Source organism: Citrobacter sp. Cpo040, assembly GCF_030332915.1.
Classification (GTDB): domain Bacteria; phylum Pseudomonadota; class Gammaproteobacteria; order Enterobacterales; family Enterobacteriaceae; genus Citrobacter; species Citrobacter portucalensis.
In genome coordinates this window covers 773,171-794,576 of sequence record NZ_JAOWGX010000036.1, presented here as the reverse complement: position 1 = coordinate 794,576, position 21,406 = coordinate 773,171, and the positions used below count along the sequence as shown (strand labels likewise).

Genomic DNA, 21,406 nt, shown 5'->3' with positions numbered 1-21,406 from the left:
CAGCGAACGGGCTGCCCCGCAGGGGCGAGCAAAGCGAGTCAATCCCCCCTCACCGCCATATTTTAAGAAGAGCTCGTACGCAAGTACGGGCTTTTTTTCGCATATTGCACATCTGCGGGGGATGAGAAGCCCCGACCGGGGTTCGACTACTGGCGCAGCCAGTTGGACAGACCGGGAGCGCAGCGAACGGGCTGCCCCGCAGGGGCGAGCGAAGCGAGTCAATCCCCCCCTCACCGCCATATTTTAAGAAGAGCTCGTACGAAAGTACGGGCTTTTTTTTTGCATGTTGCACATCTACGGGGGGATGAGAAGCCCCGACCGGGGTTCGACTACTGGCGCAGCCAGTTGGACAGACCGGGAGCGCAGCGAACGGGCTGCCCCGCAGGGGCGAGCAAAGCGAGTCAATCCCCCCCTCACCGCCATATTTTAAGAAGAGCCCGTACGAAAGTACGGGCTTTTTTTCGCATATTGCACATCTGCGGGGGATGAGAAGCCCCGACCGGTCATGTACTGGCGTCAAACAACAAAGCCCGGTTTCCCGGGCCTTGAAGACGGAGTACTTATCAGTTGTAAGCGTTGAGCGTCCGCTGACAGAGCGCAGAGCGGACGCAATCGTCTTTATTGAAACGAACAATCCCAACCATCTCATCTTCTTCGAAACGGGCCAGCGCATCGCTAAGCCCTGAGCGAACGTGGGCTGGTAGATCGCACTGGGTCACATCCCCATTCACAATCACCGTCACATTCTCCCCGAGGCGGGTCAAAAACATCTTCATTTGCGCAGCAGTGACGTTCTGAGCCTCGTCAAGAATGACCACTGCATTTTCAAATGTACGTCCACGCATATAGGCGAACGGCGCGATTTCCACCTTACCAATCTCAGGTCGCAGGCAATATTGCATGAAGGAGGCTCCCAGCCGTTTGACAAGCACGTCATACACGGGGCGAAAATAGGGAGCAAACTTCTCGGAAACATCTCCAGGTAAGAAGCCGAGGTCTTCATCAGCTTGCAGAACTGGACGGGTTACAATGATCCTGTCCACATCTTTATGGATCAGGGCCTCTGCTGCTTTTGCCGCGCTAATCCAGGTTTTACCACACCCGGCTTCACCGGTGGCGAAGATCAGCTGTTTACTCTCGATAGCATTCAGGTAGTGCGCCTGAGCTTCATTCCGCGCCGTGATTGGCGAGGCGTCGCGACTGTCACGCGCCATACCAATCGCTTCTACGCCGCCCATCTGCACAAGCGAGGTGACCGATTCATCTTCACGTTGCTTATGGCTACGCGAATCCCGCCTCAGCACACGTTTTGCTTCACGACGAGCTTTGATCACTGCTTTTTGTCTTCCCATGGATAGCACCTTGAGTTGTAGGTATACATCACACGCGCCGTTGGCGGCACGATTATGCGCACGAACATCTGAGGGTTGGCTTCCTTGTAAGCCATTGCTTGCTTTCGGATAAGACGCCACGCACAGCTACGCGCACCGTACAGGGCGTCAGTTGCGAAGATAAGAAGTGAATGAGAGAGAGATTTAGCGGTGACGAGGAGGCTACCGGAAGAGAAACGTCCGCGTAAGGTACTGCTGTTACTGTGAAAAACATGTCCAGTACAGGACTTTTCCATTCGCGATCTCCATAGTGAATGACAATCACCGCCGGGAACTACCGCTATTACTTATAATTACATCATAACCTTTCGCAGATGCAACAATATTTTTACTTGTTATTAACTTAAATTCTATCTTATCACCAGAGACAGTTTCTTGCCCAGAGATGACAGAATTATTTCAGTCGCATACCGATCATAAAAAATAGTTTGTTCCTTCATCAATATGTCAGGAAAAGCCCCGCCAAACGGCGGGGCATCACTATCAGGCTTCTAGCAGGGATTGTCCCAAATAACGGTCTGCGGTTTTAACACCCGGCAAAGCAAAGAAGTATCCCCCACCAATCGGTTTGACATACTCTTCCAGCGCTTCGCCGTTCAGGCGTTTCTGCACCGTCAAAAAGCCTTTTTCCAGATCGTGTTGATAGCAGACAAACAACAGTCCCATATCCAGTTGACCGGAATTAGTCACACCGAGCGAATAACTGTAGCCACGACGCATCATCAGGCTGGAGTCGGTCTCTTTCGTACGCGGATTTGCGAGACGGATATGGCTGTCGAGTGCAATCACCTCACCTTCTGGATCGCTGGCATAGTCAGGCACATCGTGCTCATGCTGCATACCCAGCGGTGCGCCGGTGTGTTTATCGCGACCAAAAATCGTTTGCTGCTCTTTCAGCGGCGTACGATCCCAGAACTCAACGCGAAACTGAATGAGCCTGACGGCCTGATAGCTTCCGCCTTGTGCCCAGGCAGGCTCGCCCTGCCCGTCCGTAACCCACACCACGTCTTGCATCAACTTCGCATCCGTAGCGTCCGGATTCGCGGTGCCGTCTTTAAAGCCAAGCAAATTGACCGGGGTCTCTTTGCCTTTACTACGTGCGGCGTGGTCGGAAATAAAACCTTCACGTTTCCAGCGCACGCTAAGGAGATCGGGCGTATGTTTAATGATATCGCGCAACGCGTGGATGACAGTGTCCTGGGTGTTGGCACAAATCTGCAGCAGCACATCGCCATGGCACAGCGCCGCATCCAGTGAATCATTCGGGAAACGGGTCATTTTTTGCAGCTTTTTCGGCATCTGCGATTTCAATCCATAGCGTTCATCAAACAGCGAGGAGCCGACTGACAACGTCATCGTCAGGTTGTCTGGCGCAATATATGCGCCGAGGATACCGGAATCCATAGGGGGGAGACGCGGATTCGGCGTATCCGGCGCCGGTCCACCGGTGGTCAGAAACGCAAAACGGCTGGTCAGCAACCGGAATAAACGCTCAAGATCGGCCTTGTCGCTGGCGAGAACATCGAATGCCACCAGCATCATTGATGCCTGCTGCGGCGTCAGGATCCCCGCCTGATGCTGACCATAAAACGGCTGCGCTTCACTACGTGCATCCGGAGACAACGTGCCCGGCGCGCTTTGTGGTTTTTGCGCGTGGGCAACCGGACACCCACCCGCCAGCGCCCCACCCAGGGCGCCCATCCCTTTCAGTAAACGTCGGCGTGACGGTTCGCTCACGCCGTTTTCATTATCTTGCTGCATAGTGCTTAATCCAGACCCAGAACACCGCGTAATTGCGACAAATCTTCCGCCAGCGTCGTGATTGGCCCTTTCAGTGCATTACGATCGGCATCAGTCAGTTTGTCATAGGTTTCAAAGCCGTCTTTGGTACGGTACTTGCTCAGAATGGTATCGACCTTTTTGAAGTTCGCATCCACCTTCGCAAGCAGTTCAGCATTGGATTTTTGCAACTGAGGACGCAGGAGATCGACAATTTTCTGCGCACCATCGACGTTGGCCTGGAAATCCCACAGATCGGTATGGCTATAGCGATCTTCTTCCCCACTGATTTTGCTGGCAGCAACTTCTTCAATCAGTCCTGCTGCCCCGCCAACAACTTTAGACGGTGGGAAAGCCAGCTCGCTAATACGCGTTTGCAGGTCAAGAACATCGCTGTTTAATTGGTCGGCGTACTTATCCATACCTTTGGTGGTATTGTCGCCAAACAGCGCTTTCTCCAGGCGGTGGAAGCCGGTGAATTTAGGATCGGCGGCTTTTTGTTCGTAATCATCTTCCCGCGCATCAATGCTGCCGTCGAGATCGGAGAACAGTTCAGCAATCGGTTCAATACGCTCGTAGTGCTGACGGGTTGGCGCATACAGGGATTTTGCTTTTTCCAGATCGCCTGCTTTAATCGCATCGGTAAAGGCTTTAGTGCCCGCAACCAACTGCGCGGTTTCGGCTGTCACATAGGCTTTGTATTCGGTAATCGCGCCGCTCAGACTCAGCAGAGCATCGCTTTGCGCGGCATCCGACGTTGCGCTACCTTTTACGATCAGTTTGCCTTTCGGGTTAGTCAACAGACCGCAGGTCATATCATATTCGCCAGGCTGGAGGTTAGCGGTCATTTTCTGGCTAAAGCCTGGTGCAATGTTTTCGCGCTCTTCAACCACCATAACGCCTTTGAGGATCTCCCACTCCAGCGCTTTCTGGCTATGGTTCTGGATGATGAACTGCGTTTTCCCGGCATTAACTGTGATAATCATCGGTTCACATTGTTTGTCGTTAACTGTGACTTTCACCTGCGGAATATCGGCAGCTTGTGCATTAAAAGCGGAGGCAAACAGCGCGGCGATACCTAGCTGCAGCGCACTACGGCGAAAATTAAACGTCATAACCTATCCCTATAAATAAGTATGTTGTAACTAAAAAGTATTCTGCATCGCGTTTTTATCAAGGTGCGGTACGCGATGCCGTAGTGCCTGAACGCGGCGGTAACGCAAACATAATCAACGCCGGAATCAGGTAGATAAACCAGACAGCGACTTCACTAACGCTTGGCGCTTCCTGATAGCCGAAAATGCCTTCCATCAATGTGCCAAACAGCGAATGCGTCGACAGCACACTGCTCAGGTCAAACGCCACATCCTGAAAATGATTCCACAACCCAGCTTCGTGGAAAGCGCGGATCGCCCCAGCGGCAAGACCGGCAGCCACCAGCAAAATGAACAGGCTGGTCCATTTAAAGAATGCCCCGAGGTTGAGGCGAATGCCGCCGAGGTAAATCAGGTAACCCAGTACCACCGCGGTAGCCAGCCCGAGCATCGCGCCTAACGGCGGCCAGATACCTACATCCTGCTGGAATGCTGCCAGCAGGAAGAACACCGACTCCAGCCCTTCACGGGCAACAGCAAAAAAGACCATCATCACCAGAGCCCAGCCGTGATGGTTGCCGCGTTGCAACGCGTTATCGACAGCCTGTTCAAGCTGGACTTTGACGTTGCGCGAAACTTTACGCATCCAGAACACCATCCAGGTGAGGATCACCACGGCAATGACCGCCACGATGCCTTCAAACAGCTCCTGTTCTTTTTGCGGAAATTCACCGGTGGTTTCGTTGATGAAAATCCCTAACGCCAGGCATAACGCCGCCGCCAGCAGAACACCAATCCACATCACACCAATCCATCGACCACGCTGAGTCCGTTTCAGGTAGCTGGCAATCAGGCTGACAATCAGCGCGGCCTCTAACCCTTCGCGCAACATAATTAGAAATGGAACAAACATGCGAAGAACCCTTAAACGTTATTCTCGGTCAATTGATGAAAAGAAAAGTAAATTACAGTGATAGTGATTATCATTACAGAAAAGAAAAACTCAAGCAGAATGTTTTGAGAATGATGAATGAATGTAAAAGGCTAAGCGGGTAATGGTTAAAGCAGGTTTACAACGGAAGCAATAAAAAAGCCCGCTCGCGGCGGGCTTGAAGACAGAGGCAGATTATTCTGCCTGTAAACGCGATGGCGGAGCTGAGTGATAATGCGCATCAGCCTCGGCAAAACGTTGCTGCATAGCAGTTGAAGGCGCTTTACCCAACAGGCTGAAGACCACAATACCGATGCTGCCGAAAACAAAGCCCGGGATGATTTCATACAGACCCAGCCAGGCAAACTGCTTCCAGACGATCACCGTCACCGCACCAATGATCATCCCTGCCAGCGCACCGTTGCGGGTCATACGCGACCACATTACGGAGAACAGGACTACCGGACCAAACGCAGCGCCGAAGCCCGCCCAGGCGTAGCTTACCAGACCAAGTACACGGTTTTCCGGGTTCGCAGCCAGCGCGATAGACACCAGGGCCACAACCAGCACCATGATGCGGCCAATCCACACCAGCTCTTTCTGGCTGGCATTTTTACGCAGGAACGCTTTGTACAAATCTTCGGTGATTGCGCTGGAGCACACCAGCAGCTGGCAGCTCAGGGTCGACATAACCGCAGCGAGGATCGCAGACAGCAGGATACCGGCAATCCACGGGTTGAACAGGATTTGCGCCAGTTCAATAAACACACGCTCGGCGTTCTGGTTAACGGCACCGGCAAGCTGTGGGTTGTTGTTAAAGTAAGCAATACCAAAGAAGCCCACGGCCACAGCACCTGCCAGACACAGAATCATCCAGGCCATGCTAATGCGGCGAGCATGAACGATGCTATGGTGGGAATCTGCAGCCATAAAGCGCGCCAGAATATGCGGCTGACCAAAGTAGCCCAGACCCCAGCCCATCAGGGAAATGATGGCAACAAAATTCAGCCCTTTGAACATGTCCACGTTCTCAATGCTCTTTTGTTTAATCACTTCCAGCGAATCGTCGAATCCACCCACACCAATGACTACCATCACCGGCGTCAGGATCAGAGCAAAGATCATCAGGCTGGCCTGGACGGTATCGGTCCAGCTAACCGCCAGGAAACCACCAATAAAGGTATAAATGATCGTCGCGGCCGCGCCCGCCCACAGTGCTGTTTCGTAGCTCATGCCAAAGGTGCTTTCAAACAGACGTGCCCCTGCCACAATACCGGAAGCACAATAGATGGTGAAAAACAGCAGAATAACCAGCGCGGAGATAATACGCAGAATTCGGCTTTTATCTTCAAAGCGACCGGTAAAGTAATCCGGTAACGTCAGCGCATTGTTATTGTATTCGGTGTGTACGCGTAAACGTCCGGCCACCAGTTTCCAGTTGATCCAGGCGCCCAAAATAAGGCCGATGGCGATCCAGCTTTCTGAAATCCCCGACAGGAAAATCGCGCCAGGCAGACCCATCAGCAACCAGCCGCTCATGTCAGATGCCCCGGCGGATAACGCGGTCACGAATGGACCCAGACTGCGTCCACCCAGAATGTAATCGTCAAAGTTTTTGGTTGAACGCCATGCAATAAACCCTATCAATATCATGCCGAAAATATAGACACAGAATGTCACTAACATCGGTGTGCTAATAGCCATCAAAACTCTCCAAAATTATGTATCAGCAATGCCGTGGCTTGCCGTTTTATTACCCTGCCGGAACGTGGCAAAGATATCTATGTTGACCAGGGCGACCGTATCCTGCCGGAAGCGATGGTTATTCACAATCGATTTAACACACCATTTACATCAAATTTGATCCAGAGTAGATAGCATTTTTCTGTAGGTTGCACTCTCTCACACTTTTTCCGGTTGCACCTTTTAAAAGTGTTAACTACCGCAGAGAAAAAGATTTTGCAATTTTTACAGCCCACATCATAAGACTCATATTTATTAACATCTCATTCATTTCCAAGCTTGCAAACCAAGTCACATTTAACACGGTTGCACAAAGTTGCAACATAGTGGATATTTCTCGGTAACTATCAGACCCGTATTTCAGTACAACAGGAGTAAACGGCATGGGAACCACCACGATGGGGGTTAAACTGGATGACGCCACTCGCGAGCGTATTAAAACAGCAGCATCACGAATCGATCGCACGCCACATTGGCTGATCAAGCAAGCCATCTTTAATTATCTCGAAAGACTGGAAAATGACGACGCGCTTCCTGAACTGCCGGCCCTGCTGGCGGGTGCCGCGAATGAGGGTGAGGAGTCAACCACGCCGCAGAATGAAGCGCATCAACCTTTCCTGGAATTTGCCGAACAAATCCTGCCGCAGTCAGTTTCCCGCGCAGCAATCACCGCCGCGTACCGCCGAGCCGAAACCGATGCTGTGCCGATGCTGATGGAGCAGGCTCGTCTGCCGCAACCCATCGCGGAGCAAGCGCACAAGCTGGCGTACGATCTGGCTGACAAACTGCGTAACCAAAAGACCGCCAGCGGCCGCGCCGGGATGGTACAGGGTTTATTGCAGGAATTCTCACTTTCTTCGCAGGAAGGGGTCGCGCTGATGTGCCTGGCCGAAGCCCTGCTGCGTATTCCAGATAAGGCAACCCGCGATGCGTTGATCCGCGACAAAATAAGCAACGGCAACTGGCAGTCGCACATTGGACGCAGCCCGTCCCTGTTCGTCAACGCGGCGACCTGGGGGCTGTTGTTTACCGGTCGTCTGGTTTCTACGCATAATGAAGCCAGCCTCTCACGCTCACTCAACCGTATTATCGGCAAGAGCGGTGAACCACTAGTGCGTAAAGGCGTCGATATGGCGATGCGCCTGATGGGCGAACAGTTCGTCACCGGAGAGACTATCGCCGAAGCGCTGGCTAACGCCCGTAAACTGGAAGAAAAAGGTTTCCGCTACTCTTACGACATGCTGGGTGAAGCAGCTCTGACTGCCGCAGATGCCCAGGCTTATATGGTTTCGTACCAACAGGCAATCCACGCCATTGGTAAAGCCTCAAATGGTCGCGGCATCTATGAAGGGCCGGGCATTTCTATCAAGCTGTCGGCGCTGCATCCGCGTTATAGCCGCGCGCAGTATGACCGCGTGATGGATGAACTCTATCCGCGTCTGAAGTCGCTTACTCTGCTGGCCCGCCAGTACGACATCGGTATCAATATCGATGCTGAAGAGGCCGACCGACTGGAGATCTCCCTCGATCTGCTGGAAAAACTGTGCTTTGAACCTGAACTGGCGGGCTGGAACGGTATCGGCTTTGTTATTCAGGCCTACCAGAAGCGCTGCCCATTTGTTATCGACTATCTGATCGATCTCGCTACCCGCAGTCGCCGCCGCCTGATGATCCGTCTGGTTAAGGGCGCCTACTGGGATAGCGAAATCAAACGTGCCCAGATGGACGGTCTGGAAGGTTATCCGGTCTATACCCGTAAGGTGTACACCGACGTTTCCTATCTGGCCTGTGCGAAAAAACTGCTTGCGGTGCCGAATCTGATCTACCCACAGTTCGCCACCCACAACGCCCATACGCTGGCGGCAATTTATCAGTTGGCCGGTCAAAACTATTACCCGGGTCAGTACGAGTTCCAGTGCCTGCACGGCATGGGCGAACCGCTGTATGAGCAGGTCACCGGCAAAGTTGCCGATGGCAAACTGAACCGCCCATGCCGCATTTACGCACCGGTCGGCACGCATGAAACGCTGTTGGCGTATCTGGTACGCCGTCTGCTGGAAAACGGCGCTAACACCTCATTCGTCAATCGCATTGCAGACACTACCCTGCCGCTGGATGAACTGGTAGCCGATCCGGTCGAAGCCGTTGAAAAACTGGCGCAGCAGGAAGGCCTGGCCGGGCTGCCGCATCCGAAGATTGCCCTGCCGCGTGATCTGTACGGTAAAGGACGCGAAAACTCAGGCGGTCTGGATTTAGCAAACGAACATCGTCTGGCCTCGCTGTCCTCTGCCCTACTCAACAGCGCACTGCAAAAATGGCACGCCAAACCGATGCTCGAACATCCGGTTGCTGACGGTGAAATGACGCCAGTCGTCAACCCGGCCGAACCGAAAGACATTGTCGGTTACGTGCGTGAAGCGACTCACAGCGAAGTGGAGCAGGCATTGCAGAACGCGGTAAATAACGCGCCGATCTGGTTCGCCACCCCGCCACAAGAGCGCGCCGCTATTTTGCATCGCGCTGCCGTTCTGATGGAAGGCCAGATGCAGCAATTGATTGGCATCCTGGTGCGCGAAGCGGGCAAAACCTTCAGCAATGCCATTGCGGAAGTGCGCGAAGCGGTAGACTTCCTGCACTATTATGCCGGTCAGGTCCGCGATGACTTTGATAATGAAACCCATCGTCCGTTAGGGCCGGTGGTCTGTATCAGCCCGTGGAACTTCCCGCTGGCTATTTTCAGCGGACAGATTGCCGCCGCGCTGGCGGCAGGCAACAGCGTGCTGGCCAAACCCGCGGAACAAACCCCGCTGATTGCCGCCCAGGGTATTGCCATTTTACTCGAAGCAGGTGTACCGCCGGGCGTGGTGCAACTGTTGCCTGGTCAGGGTGAAACAGTTGGGGCGCAGCTCACTTCCGATGAGCGCGTACGCGGCGTCATGTTTACCGGCTCAACGGAAGTCGCCACGCTGTTGCAGCGTAATATCGCGACTCGCCTGGATGCTCAGGGGCGTCCAATCCCGCTTATCGCCGAAACCGGTGGGATGAACGCCATGATTGTCGACTCCTCCGCGCTGACGGAACAGGTGGTGGTCGACGTTCTGGCTTCTGCCTTTGACAGCGCCGGGCAGCGCTGCTCCGCGCTTCGCGTCCTGTGTCTGCAGGACGATGTCGCCGACCATACGCTGAAAATGCTGCGCGGCGCGATGGCGGAATGCCGCATGGGTAACCCGGGTCGCCTGACCACCGATATTGGACCGGTTATCGATGAAGAAGCCAAAGCCAATATTGAGCGCCATATTCAGGCCATGCGCGCCAAAGGACGTCCGGTGTTCCAGGCCGTGCGTGAAAACAGCGACGATGCGCGTGAATGGCAAACCGGTACCTTTATCGCGCCAACGCTTATCGAGCTGGAAAGTTTCGACGAATTGCAAAAAGAGGTGTTCGGTCCGGTACTGCACGTCGTGCGTTACACCCGTAACAATCTGGGCAGCCTGATTGAGCAAATCAATGCCTCCGGCTACGGCCTGACGCTGGGCGTGCACACCCGTATCGATGAAACCATCGCCCAGGTCACGGGCTCGGCACATGTGGGGAACCTGTACGTTAACCGCAATATGGTCGGCGCCGTCGTCGGCGTACAGCCATTCGGTGGTGAAGGTTTGTCAGGAACCGGGCCAAAAGCGGGTGGACCGCTGTATCTGTACCGCCTGCTGGCTAACCGCCCGGAAAATGCGTTAGGCATTACCCTTGCCCGTCAGGATGCGGAATACCCGGTCGATGCGCAGCTTAAAACCGCGCTCGTTCAGCCGCTGGAAGCACTCAGCGAATGGGCAACCGACCGTCCAGCACTGCGTGCGCTCTGCCAGCAGTTTGGCGAACTGGCGCAGGCCGGAACGCAACGCCTGCTGCCAGGACCCACCGGCGAGCGCAATACCTGGACACTGTTGCCGCGCGAACGCGTGCTGTGTATCGCCGATGATGAACAGGACGCACTGGTACAGGTTGCCGCTGTAACTTCCGTTGGTAGCTTAATCCTGTGGCCAGATGATACGTTCCATCGCGACCTGGCAAAACGCCTGCCAACCGCGGTTACCGGGCGCATTCAGTTTGCCAAAGCGGACAACATCGCCACGCAGCCGTTTGATGCTGTAATTTTCCACGGCGATTCCGATCAGCTTCGCGCACTGTGTGAAGCAGTGGCGGCCCGCGAAGGGGCAATTGTGTCGGTCCAGGGCTTTGCCCGCGGCGAAAGCAATATCCTGCTGGAAAGGTTGTATATTGAGCGCTCCCTGAGCGTCAATACCGCCGCAGCCGGGGGGAACGCCAGCCTGATGACAATCGGCTAAGGTTGTGGTTAATTAAGGCTCCGGTAACGGGGCCTTTTTTTATGAAGCCAGAGGGAAGCATGAAACGAATCGTACTGACATGTGCAGCATTGCTGCTGAGTGGCCAGGCGCTGGCGGATGACTGCGCCAACGCGAACACGCAGATTGAGATGAACACCTGTGCGGCAGAGCAGTATAAAGCGGCCGACGCCAAACTTAATGAAACTTATCAGAATGCGCTGAAGCGCGCCGCCCCAACCCAGCGCGATTTACTGAAAAAAGCGCAAGTATCCTGGATAACTTTGCGCGATGCGGACTGTGCGTTAATCAGTTCTGGCACTGAAGGCGGTAGCGTTCAGGCGATGATTTCCAGCCAGTGCCTGACGGATAAGACCAACGAGCGCGAAGCGTTTCTCGCCTCACTTTTGCAGTGTGAAGAAGGCGATTTAAGCTGCCCGTTACCACCGGCCAGTTAACGCACGCGGATCCCTTCAATAATCATCCGCTGTACGCTCTCCACCGTTTGGTTAAAAAAGGCTTCATCACGCAGCGTTGCGCCCGTTACCGCCTCTACCTGTGGGGCAAAATCGGCGTAGTGCTGAGTTGAAGCCCAAATCATAAAAATCAGATGATGCGGATCGACCGGAGCCAGTTTTCCGCTTTTGATCCAACCGGCAATCAGCGCGGATTTCTCATCAATTAGCGTTTTGAGATCCCCCTCCAGTTCTGCCATCAATAAAGGCGCTCCGGCCAGCATCTCCATACAAAACAGCCGTGAGGCCTGAGGGTAATCGCGCGACACTTCCAGCTTAAGGCGAATGTATTCTTTAATGGCCACCAGCGGCGCAAAGTCTTCGCGAAAAGCTTTCAATGGAGCCAGCCAGATGTCGAGGATCTGCCGTAAAACGGCGATATAAAGCACCTCTTTTGACGGGTAGTAATAAAGTAGATTGGTTTTTGACACGCCCGCCTGCTCTGCCACCTGCTCCAGGCGCGTGCCGTGGATCCCATATTGGGAGAAGATATTTAATGCCGCGGTTAAGATGGCCTGGCGTTTTGCACTGACGGCCTGCGAGCGCTTACCTGTTTTTTTCTCTGCGCGTTGGACCATGCGCCCTCTCCTTCTTGTGAGGGCGTCAGTATACCAAATCACGCGGTGAATGGTTAAATTAAAGCGATTCCGGCGGCGCCTCTTGTCCAAGCGATTTTTTCTTTTTGAACTTCAGCTCGCTGACCAGTACGCCAACAATAATGAATGCCGCACCAAGCAATGCAAGTAGCGGTAAGCGTTCACCCGCCAGACGGCCAAAGATCCCCGCCCACACCGGTTCACCGGTATAAATAACCGTCGCGCGCGTCGGCGAAACGCTGCGCTGCGCCCAGTTCATGGTGACCTGAATAATCGCGCTAAAAATCCCCAGCCCCAGCGCCACCACCAGCAATCCGGTAGACATTGGTGGTACGGTCTCTCCGGCCGGTCCCATCGCCATAAACGCCACTATCGAAGCGGTTGCCAGTTGCACTACCGTTACCCGACGTACATCCACTTTTCCCGCCCACGCGCTAATCAGGATAATTTCTGCCGCAATCGCCACCGCACCGGCGAGCGTGATCCACTCGCCTTCGCCTAAAGCCAGTAAATTGCCTCCCGGTCCGGCAAGAAAAATCAATCCGATAAAGGCCAGCACAATGCCGACGCACGGCATCAGACCTGGTATGCGTCCCAGACACAACCATTGTAAAAGCGGCACCAACGGTACGTACATCGCGGTAATAAACGCCGATTTACTGCTGGGAATAAACTGTAACCCCCAGGTTTGCAGACTATAGCCCAGTGCAATTGCGATACCGATTGCAACCCCTGCTTTAACTTCCAGCCACGTCAGCTTATGCAGTGTGTGTAATGACAAAAGCGCGACCGCCAGCGCGGCAGTGGCAAAACGCACACCGACAAAGAAAAAAGGGCCGCTCAGGGTAACGGCATATTGCACCGCCAAAAACGTGCCACCCCAGAACATGGTGATCACAATGAGGATCGCTTCCTGAGGTTTAACAGAGAAGGAATAACGAGAAAGTAATGACATGAGACACCCGATTAACTGAATGTCATTAGTCTGCGTTGCGTTTTGTTACAGTTCAACCTTGCAGACAAAAAAAACCGCCGGAAAGACCCGGCGGCGGTGGCTACGTAACGTCTGTCTCTGACTCTCAGCCGTCACGACATATCTGACAGATAGCCCGACAATTACGATTTGTTGTTGCCGTGACTATTTTTGCCCCCTTTTTTACCTGCCTCTGAAGCGCGTTGCGGGTCATTCTTGAAGTTGCCCCCGCTGTGCTGGCCACCTTTTCGACCTGCTTCTGATGCTCTTTCGCGGTCTTCCGCAAAGTTGCCGGAACCGCCCCGATGGTTTGCCATTACTGACCTCCGTCATTGATTAGACATCATATTGCATAGGTACTGAGGAGTGATACCTCACGCAGCGTTACGGGCGAGGCCCTGAAATAACTGCGTGGGAATAAGCATAGTGAAGTGTGGCCTGGGCAGACGCTTACTGTAATATCCTGCAACAGGATCAGGAGTGACAAAGAAATAATCACCATAAGAAATCAATAAGTCTTTCTTATGACTACCGAATTCTACCCGGTTAAATATGTATCATTTTGCTACAAAGCAGGTTGTTATAAAAATTGTTATAAATCAAAGAAGTGATTGTGAAATTTGCACTCCTGACAGTACGTCATATCTTTAAAGGTAGGTAGCGAATCGCTACGGACACGGTTAACTCGAGGAGTAGTGTAAAATGGCAAAAGTTCTGGTGCTTTATTATTCCATGTACGGACACATTGAAACTATGGCCCACGCAGTCGCAGAAGGCGCAAATAAGGTAGATGGCGCGGAAGTGATTATTAAGCGTGTACCGGAGACCATGCAGCCCGAGATTTTCCTTAAGGCTGGCGGCAAAACACAAAACGCACCAGTCGCAACCCCGCAAGAACTGGCTGATTACGACGCCATCATTTTTGGTACCCCCACGCGCTTTGGTAATATGTCCGGTCAGATGCGTACCTTCCTCGACCAGACTGGCGGGCTGTGGGCCTCTGGCGGCCTGTACGGTAAACTCGCCAGCGTATTCAGCTCAACGGGAACCGGCGGCGGTCAGGAACAAACCATTACATCAACTTGGACTACGCTTGCCCACCATGGGATGGTGATTGTACCTATCGGTTACGCGGCGCAAGAGCTGTTTGATGTCTCTCAAGTTCGCGGCGGTACCCCTTACGGCGCAACCACCATTGCCGGAGGCGACGGCTCCCGCCAGCCAAGTCAGGAAGAATTATCTATCGCCCGCTATCAGGGTGAATATGTCGCAGGTCTGGCAGTAAAACTCAACGGCTAATCTTCAACAGGAGGATTCGAATGCCAACTCAAGAAGCGAAAGCCCATCGCGTCGGCGAATGGGCAAGTCTGCGCAATACATCGCCGGAAATAGCCGAAGCCATTTTTGAAGTCGCACATTATGACGAGAAACTGGCGGAAAAAATTTGGGAAGAAGGTAGCGATGAGGTACTCATCAAAGCCTTTGAAAAAACAGACAAAGACTCGCTCTTTTGGGGTGAACAGACTATCGAACGCAAAAACGTCTAGCGCGCTAACTCCCCCGCGAACACGGGGGAGTTTTCATTTACTTAGCCGCCTCATTCAGCACGCTATCGAACTTATCTATCGGGCAAAAACCATCCGCATCTATCGGACATCCTTTCAGCTCCAGCGTTACGCGCTGCGCCGGAGATTTCAGCGTCAGAACGTCTGCATTACGCAACTGCTGCGAGCTCTGATACACATACTCGATTTTCATCAGATCACGATTTGCATTGCTGTCATGCCAGCGCTGGAAGACAATCTTCCCGCCAATCGGCGTACGCTCGTTCTGATCGTGAAGCTGGTACGGTTTAAAATCCAGCGCGGTGAGCAGCGAAGCGATATTTGAATCATGCCCCACCAGCACGGTTATTTTCGGTGCTTTCGCGCGTTCAGTAACCAGCGCATTATCAATATATTTCACCAGTGGTTTGGCGACGTTCTGCGCCACTTCCGGGGAGGTGAACAGGCTATCCTGATAGCCGTTTTTCAGCTTCGACAGAACCTTCCACTGCTGATCCGATTTAATCTCGCCCCAGGCAACCTTGTCCATCGGGAAGCCTTCGTAAAATTGCAGCGTGAAGGCATCAACCAGCGAATTTCCCACCTTCAGCGGCCCCGAAACGCCTGGCTCCTGCTGGTACTTCGCGCTAAACGTATCTTTGGCATCGGTCAGGGAACACTGCTGTTTTTCTTTGCAGGACGGAGAGTCTTTGTAGTCGGTCATTTGCTCAAGCAACTGATAGCTATCGTTGAGCTGCATTTTGCTGCGCTCTTTCTCCATGGCCTGAACGGCCTGCTGGCTGAAGGCGGCGGAATCATCGGTGATCACCGGGTTAAAGGTGGGATCCATGGTGCCCATTTTTTCCTGATGATGGACCGGAACATCGCAACCAGGGAAAGCACCGGTAACAAAGAACTGCGCCGTGGCGACCGTACGCTGCAGGCTGTTAGCATAGGTATAGACCGTGTTCGGTGCCGGGCATTCGCCCGATTTCACCATCCCCTGCTCTGCCAGCCACTCTCGCATGTAGTGGCCCATATAGATTTCCAGCACACCGCCCTTGGTAGTGAGTTGCCCACCGGGGACATCCCATTCTGGCCATTGTTTGGGGGTGGACTGTTCAAGAACGCTGCCATTATTGGCTAAAGGTGCGCGTAAGTTATGCCGACTCATCATCAATACTTGCTGAAGCTGATAGCCTTCCGGCGCGGTCTGCGCCTGCGCGGCGGTTGACAATAAGACAGCCCCTGCCACGGCTGTGGCGATTAACGATTTATTCATCCCTACGACCTCTTGTTGTTATCAATCACAACAGAGTGTGACAGAAATATGACATATTTCCGGGAACGCTTTCGCAAAACAGACCATCTAGCGTGTCGTTTTAACACCAAACTCGGTTTCGAGTTTACGAATGCCAAGAGGTGTGAAGATGACATGGCGGCTGCCCTGTTCGGTTTTTATCCATCGCTGTTCAGTGAACCAGCGCAGCAGCGTTGCGCCAAGCACACCACCAGGATGATAACGTCGTTCGCTCCAGTCCAGACAACCGCAAGTTAACTTCCGCCGGGATGAGCCAGCCGCCAGGACAATCCCCATCTGTGCCAGCTTTTCCTGGCCAAGAGGAGTCAGCGTTTCACCATCCGGCGTTAACCACTGACGGGAAACCAGCGTATCGAACAACCTCACCGCGACCTCTCCGGCGAGATGGTCGTAGCAGGTGCGGGCATGCCGCAAACCTGGCGGTGTAGTGATTCTGCGGGGCGTTGATGTCGCCCACGCAACGCCCATCAGGCGTTCCAGCAGTTCAGCGATATCGGAACCTGCAAGGCGAAAATAACGATGTCTGCCCTGCACCAACGCGACAACAAAACGTTGTTCGCACAGACGCGCCAGATGCGCACTGGCGGTCGACGCGGATATATCCGCCACCGCGCTGAGCTCAGTTGCAGTCCAGGCGCAGCCATCCATTAGGGCGCACAACATACGTGAGCGCGATTTATCGGCCATCACTGCCGCAGTGAGTGCCATTTTCGACTCCAGATCGCCCTCTTCCTCATGTAACATCACGGATGCCATAACGACCTCATTGGCCCTGAATCTCTGAATTAACGATGCCATGAAAGTCGCGCAAAGTCACCGCACCGGTCACACAGCACGCAGCATCATCTCTGTACCCAACCCGACCAGACAAAACAGAAAACAGCGTTTAAACACGAGCGGAGAAATAACCCTTCGCACACGGGTACCTATCCATTGGCCAATCAGCGCAGGAACAATGGCCAAAGCCGACAAACTTAACGATTGTATGGGCAGCGCGTTATGCCACCACAGACCCAGCGCCAATGCCAGGGTCGAAAAGGTAAAAGAGATCCCGAGCGCCTGCACCAGTTCATCTTTCTCAAAGCCGAGGGACTGGATCCAGGGCACGGCGGGCATCACAAACACCCCGGTTCCGCCGGTCAAAAAGCCGGTCACAAATCCAATAACGAGGGAGTACGGTTTTTCACGCTGCGGGGCCACCGCGATTTTCTTTCCCGCCAGCGTCCAGATAGCGTAGGCCACCAGTGCTACGCCGAGTGCAAACTGAGTTCGGGTGGTGTCACCACCGGTAATCCAGGCGCTGGCAAGCAGTGTCGCCACCACTACTGTCAGCAGCATTGGCCACAGTCGTTTGAGTAATTGGCGTGTATTTCCACCACCGCCAAACTGGAACAAATTGCTTATCAGCGAAGGCAATAACAGCATGGCCGCCGCGGCAACTGGCGAAATAAGCGATCCGAGGATCCCCATAGCCACGGTAGGTAACCCCATACCCGTAACGCCTTTCACCATCCCGGCGAGGACAAATGTGGCGGCAATCATCACCACCAGGGCGGGTCCAAACGCTAAAGAACTCGTCATGTTGCACTTTCCTGGAAAAGAGAAGATGACTGATTCTGGACGTTAATCACTGTGTTTGCTTCGTCAGGCAACGAAATATGCCTTCCTGGGGAGGGCGACGCCATAAAAAATGCCGGGTTTCCCCGGCACATTTATCAGAACGTTTTCGCCCACCACAACCGAAGTTTCATGCCCCAGTAGCTGGTCCAGCCGCTGGTGGTTGATACTACCCGACCTTGTGACATCACCACCAGCGTGGGCGTGACGCTGATTGCCCAACTGCGGGAAATGGCCCCGTTCGCATCATTGATGACCGGAAAGTCCACGCCTTTACGCGACAGCCAGCGAGATACCTCAGCTTCATTTCCGGAACGTAACGCAATGGTCATCACATTTTCCCCTTCCGAACGCAGCCTGGCGACTTCCGGCGTCGTGAAGCGGCATACGCCGCACCAGCTCGCCCAGAAATAAAGCAACACCGGCTCGTCTTTGCTGAGCGCCGCCAGCGTGACGGTTTCACCATCCAGTGTTTGTAAAGGCGTGCTGTCAAAGGAGGCAGGGAGCTGCGGCGCGCGCCAGGCATCCATCAGCAGCATTGCCCCCGCCAACAGCGCCAGTAAGATCAGCCCTTCGCGCAACCAGCGGCGCAGTTTACTGAGCATTGGCCGCCGCCAGTTTTTCTTTTACCACTTCCTCAAGGGTTTCCCACGGTACCGCGCCGGGAATAAGTTCATCACCAATAATCGTTGCGGGGGTTCCCTGCACCCCCACCAGTCGCGCCAGTTGCAGGTTAGTGCTCAGCGTTTCAGCACTTTGGGCGTCCAGCGTCACCGGACTGGCCCCCGCTTTTTCCTGCGCCTGTTTGATACTGACGTCGGTATGATAGCCCTTCTTCTGCATCAATTTTTCATGTAATGCCAGGGACTGTTGCGGATGCTCATGCCATGTCGTCAGCACGGTCCGCGCCGCCAGTTCCGAACTTTCACCTTTAAACGGTAGCGGTTTAATCACCACCGCCACGTCAGGATATTTCTGCACAATTTTTTCCAGCATTGGATCCAACTGCTTGCAGTATGGACAGTTGTAATCGGTGAAATTTATCAGGGTCAGTTTCGCCTGCTTCGCGCCAAGCCGCGGGCTGTTGGGATCGTTAAACAAGGCTTCCTGAATTAATGCTTCAATTTGCTTTTCCTGTTCCGGGGTAAACGGCGCAGGCTCTTTCGCGATACTGACGGCAGAAAACAGGGTTAACAGCAGAACAATCATCATTTTCATGGGGTTACTCCTTTGGCATCATTCAACGTTTGCAGTACCGCATCGCGGGTTAACAACGTGGGTAACGCCTGGCCATCCGGCAGACCGGGGCCATAAATTTGGTTATACGGCACAGCAACCTGGCCGCGTTTTTTTAGAAATTCGGTAATAGCTTCAGAAGGGAGTGTCCAGTCGCCGCGCAGCGCCACCACATCCGGCTGTTGCAATGCGGCCTGTACGTCTTCTTTATGCAACACGTTGTATTTGTTTACCTTACAGGTGATGCACCAGTCGGCTGTGACGTCAATGAACACGCGCTTATGTTGCGCCAGCGCATCCTCAATCGCCTGCTCGCTTAGCGGTTGCCAGTTCACGCTTTCTTTAGCGCTACTTTGTCCGCTAAACCCTATGTGTGGGAGCAGCAACGTCGCAAGCCAGATAGCCGAACCCAGCATCATCACGCCAAGCAGACGTCGCAAAATATTCATCCACCGCCCTGGCCGCGGCAAACGCAGCGCCAGACCGGGACGCAGGGCCACCAGCAGCCACGGTAAGCTCATCCCCAGCCCAAGTGCGATAAACAATCCCCACAACGTCGGCAGCGAAGCGGTCAATGCTACCGCCACCGCCGTTCCCAGAAACGGGGCACTGCACGGCGTGGCAAGCAGTGTCGCAAATGCACCTTGCCAGAAATGTCCCGACAGTCCGTTGCCGCCGTGAGTCGCCAGCGTGGTGGTCATCGCAGAAGGGAGTCGGAATTCAAACCACCCGAACAGGCTGGCGCTGAACGTCAGCATCACTAGCACCATGACACCAATGAACCACGGATTCTGAAACTGGATCCCCCAGCCAAGGGCCTGATTGGTTAAACGCAGCACCGTCATCAATAGCGCCAGAGCCATAAACGAGACCAGTATTCCGGCTACCGATGCGAGGAACTGACGACGGATCTGGCGACGACTTTTTTCCTCGACCAGCAAAATAGAGCCCAGCTTCATGCCCAGAACCGGTAACACACAAGGCATCAGATTGAGGATCAAACCACCCAGCAGTGCCATGAGCACCACTTGCCACAGTGGGAGTGAGGCGTTCTCAACAACCGGGGCTTCGCCAATCGCAAGACGACTCTCCTGGGCAACACCGTTATCGGCCAGCACCAGCGTGACTGACTTACCACGCAGATCCGGCGCGCCTTCTCCCCAACCGTCATGTACAGGTACCGTAGCGCGTAACGTCTCCCCCGCAACATGAATTTGCGGCATGCCAAAATCCGCATCATCAACAGCATCCAGATACAGCCCTGGTTCAGTCCAGCCTCCCGCACGGCGAGCCTCGACGACTAACTCTCCCGCCCGTGCGCCAGCGCTCAGAGCATCGGTCAGGCCGCTGGCAAGTGGGATCTGTCCCATCGCCTGAGCATAGTCATGTGCAAAAGTCGGGTCCTGGGCTGTGGGCGTCACGGAAAAAGGAAAATCCGTCAACAGGCAAACGTTGCTACAGGTGGATAGCGTCAAAACGCCGCTTAGCGTGGCGGGCGCTCTACCGCGCACCACCATCGGGAACGTCACCTTATCGTGATACCCTTGGGTAGTGATATTGGCGACCTCAAAACGAGCAGGGGTCGGCCAGAACCAGTCGACCGCGGGCATTTCCCCTTTCCAGGCGATAGCAGGCGCAACGCCCCCCTCGCCTGGAGAACGCCAGTAGGTTTTCCAGCCGTCCTCCAGTTTGACATCCAGCAGCAGACGGGTTTCACCGCCAGCGGACGTATCAGCGCGTAACCGCACGCTGGCGTGATCGTTATCGGGTGAACGCAGCCAGCCGGGTTCAGCCGCCCAGGATACGGGCAGCCATAGCAATAACAGACAGAGCAGTGCCTGCCTGAAAACAGTCATCATAGTTTTTCTCCGTGAATAATTATCTAACAGTCAGCAACGGCTGTTCTGTCATTCACGGAAGACGCAAAATCGGAGATGCACCCGGAGAGTGGGCGGCGAGATGGCTCGCGGTGGGAAAAAAGGTAGACGAAACGCCCGCACTGGCGCCAGCAACGACAGCAGCAGGCACAGCACCAGAATAGCACCTTCAAACAGTACTGGTGGCGCAGCCAGTAATGATTTCGCACTCAGTTCACAAGGGGTAACGGGTGAGGCCTCATCGGTCTGCACTTGTGCGCTGGCGACAACGCTTGTAACGGCGGTATCCATCTGCAACGCATGCAGGCCCGCCATGCGTTGTGCGGTGCAAACCATCACCACAACACATGCCAGACAGAGGAACCACCATCCCATCCGTTGACGTTTCGCCATTATACCCTCACTCATTGATGCGAGTTATCTTAACCACTCGCCGGTTTTTGGCA

The 21,406-nt window shown here is 54.1% G+C and carries 19 protein-coding genes; 4 read left to right on the top strand and 15 right to left on the bottom strand.

The window, feature by feature from the left end:
* Positions 1-563: 563 nt before the first annotated feature.
* The 5 genes from phoH to putP form a co-directional block, all read right to left on the bottom strand.
* On the bottom strand, positions 564-1,352 hold the full coding sequence (gene phoH, locus OGX86_RS18670; protein ID WP_003832078.1) for a phosphate starvation-inducible protein PhoH: 789 nt from the start codon (positions 1,350-1,352) through the stop codon (positions 564-566).
* Between the two features lie 522 nt (positions 1,353-1,874).
* The gene (gene efeB / locus OGX86_RS18665; RefSeq protein ID WP_286640367.1) at positions 1,875-3,152 is read right to left on the bottom strand and encodes an iron uptake transporter deferrochelatase/peroxidase subunit; all 1,278 of its coding nucleotides are present in this window, start codon (positions 3,150-3,152) and stop codon (positions 1,875-1,877) included.
* A gap of 5 nt (positions 3,153-3,157) precedes the next feature.
* Positions 3,158-4,285 carry an iron uptake system protein EfeO gene (efeO, locus tag OGX86_RS18660; RefSeq protein ID WP_286562105.1) on the bottom strand — a complete coding sequence of 376 codons (1,128 nt, stop codon included), beginning with the start codon at positions 4,283-4,285 and terminating at the stop codon, positions 3,158-3,160.
* Positions 4,286-4,343: 58 nt separating this feature from the next.
* Positions 4,344-5,177 carry an iron uptake transporter permease EfeU gene (gene efeU / locus OGX86_RS18655; RefSeq protein ID WP_003036041.1) on the bottom strand — a complete coding sequence of 278 codons (834 nt, stop codon included), beginning with the start codon at positions 5,175-5,177 and terminating at the stop codon, positions 4,344-4,346.
* 213 nt (positions 5,178-5,390) lie between these two features.
* Complete coding sequence (putP, locus tag OGX86_RS18650) at positions 5,391-6,899, bottom strand: sodium/proline symporter PutP (RefSeq protein WP_032942939.1); 1,509 nt, start codon at positions 6,897-6,899, stop codon at positions 5,391-5,393.
* 422 nt (positions 6,900-7,321) lie between these two features.
* On the opposite strand from putP, the gene putA reads away from it, so the two are divergent.
* Together putA and OGX86_RS18640 are read left to right on the top strand one after the other, a co-directional pair.
* Positions 7,322-11,284, top strand: coding sequence for a trifunctional transcriptional regulator/proline dehydrogenase/L-glutamate gamma-semialdehyde dehydrogenase (gene putA / locus OGX86_RS18645; protein WP_286640366.1), 3,963 nt, complete (start codon positions 7,322-7,324; stop codon positions 11,282-11,284).
* A 59-nt stretch (positions 11,285-11,343) separates the two neighbouring features.
* Entirely contained in the window at positions 11,344-11,739 is a 396-nt protein-coding gene (locus tag OGX86_RS18640; RefSeq protein WP_008784323.1) for a lysozyme inhibitor LprI family protein, read from the top strand.
* Here OGX86_RS18640 and rutR read toward each other — a convergent pair.
* From rutR to OGX86_RS18625, 3 genes are all read right to left on the bottom strand, one after another.
* The gene (rutR, locus tag OGX86_RS18635; RefSeq protein WP_003036026.1) at positions 11,736-12,374 is read right to left on the bottom strand and encodes an HTH-type transcriptional regulator RutR; all 639 of its coding nucleotides are present in this window, start codon (positions 12,372-12,374) and stop codon (positions 11,736-11,738) included. The two genes, OGX86_RS18640 and rutR, sit on opposite strands and share 4 nt — an antisense overlap.
* A gap of 58 nt (positions 12,375-12,432) precedes the next feature.
* Positions 12,433-13,347: a DMT family transporter gene (locus tag OGX86_RS18630; protein ID WP_008784322.1), complete on the bottom strand. Its 915-nt coding sequence runs from the start codon at positions 13,345-13,347 to the stop codon at positions 12,433-12,435.
* Positions 13,348-13,508: 161 nt separating this feature from the next.
* Positions 13,509-13,682: a con-10 family general stress protein gene (locus tag OGX86_RS18625; RefSeq protein WP_003036022.1), complete on the bottom strand. Its 174-nt coding sequence runs from the start codon at positions 13,680-13,682 to the stop codon at positions 13,509-13,511.
* A gap of 385 nt (positions 13,683-14,067) precedes the next feature.
* Between OGX86_RS18625 and wrbA the strand changes: the two genes are divergently transcribed.
* Both wrbA and OGX86_RS18615 read left to right on the top strand, forming a co-directional pair.
* Positions 14,068-14,664: an NAD(P)H:quinone oxidoreductase gene (gene wrbA / locus OGX86_RS18620; protein WP_003832057.1), complete on the top strand. Its 597-nt coding sequence runs from the start codon at positions 14,068-14,070 to the stop codon at positions 14,662-14,664.
* 20 nt (positions 14,665-14,684) lie between these two features.
* Entirely contained in the window at positions 14,685-14,912 is a 228-nt protein-coding gene (locus OGX86_RS18615) for a YccJ family protein (protein WP_003036015.1), read from the top strand.
* 37 nt (positions 14,913-14,949) lie between these two features.
* On the opposite strand, the gene agp is transcribed toward OGX86_RS18615, so the two are convergent.
* The 7 genes from agp to OGX86_RS18580 all read right to left on the bottom strand — a co-directional run bounded on the left by agp (position 14,950) and on the right by OGX86_RS18580 (position 21,353).
* Complete coding sequence (gene agp / locus OGX86_RS18610) at positions 14,950-16,191, bottom strand: bifunctional glucose-1-phosphatase/inositol phosphatase (protein WP_128317626.1); 1,242 nt, start codon at positions 16,189-16,191, stop codon at positions 14,950-14,952.
* 87 nt (positions 16,192-16,278) lie between these two features.
* The gene (locus OGX86_RS18605; RefSeq protein ID WP_128317625.1) at positions 16,279-16,986 is read right to left on the bottom strand and encodes an ArsR/SmtB family transcription factor; all 708 of its coding nucleotides are present in this window, start codon (positions 16,984-16,986) and stop codon (positions 16,279-16,281) included.
* A gap of 69 nt (positions 16,987-17,055) precedes the next feature.
* Entirely contained in the window at positions 17,056-17,811 is a 756-nt protein-coding gene (locus OGX86_RS18600; protein WP_128317624.1) for a sulfite exporter TauE/SafE family protein, read from the bottom strand.
* Positions 17,812-17,945: 134 nt separating this feature from the next.
* A complete protein-coding gene (locus OGX86_RS18595; protein WP_048214488.1) occupies positions 17,946-18,452 on the bottom strand; it encodes a protein disulfide oxidoreductase in 507 nt (168 codons plus the stop codon).
* Positions 18,442-19,065, bottom strand: a complete 624-nt coding sequence (locus OGX86_RS18590; RefSeq protein WP_048227006.1) for a DsbA family protein — start codon at positions 19,063-19,065, stop codon at positions 18,442-18,444. Before OGX86_RS18590 ends, OGX86_RS18595 begins: the two co-directional genes overlap by 11 nt.
* Positions 19,062-20,942, bottom strand: a complete 1,881-nt coding sequence (locus OGX86_RS18585) for a cytochrome c biogenesis protein CcdA (protein ID WP_286640365.1) — start codon at positions 20,940-20,942, stop codon at positions 19,062-19,064. The genes OGX86_RS18590 and OGX86_RS18585 overlap by 4 nt, the downstream gene beginning before the upstream one ends.
* Positions 20,943-20,990: 48 nt before the next feature.
* Entirely contained in the window at positions 20,991-21,353 is a 363-nt protein-coding gene (locus tag OGX86_RS18580; RefSeq protein WP_008784315.1) for a hypothetical protein, read from the bottom strand.
* Between the last annotated feature and the right edge of the window lie 53 nt (positions 21,354-21,406).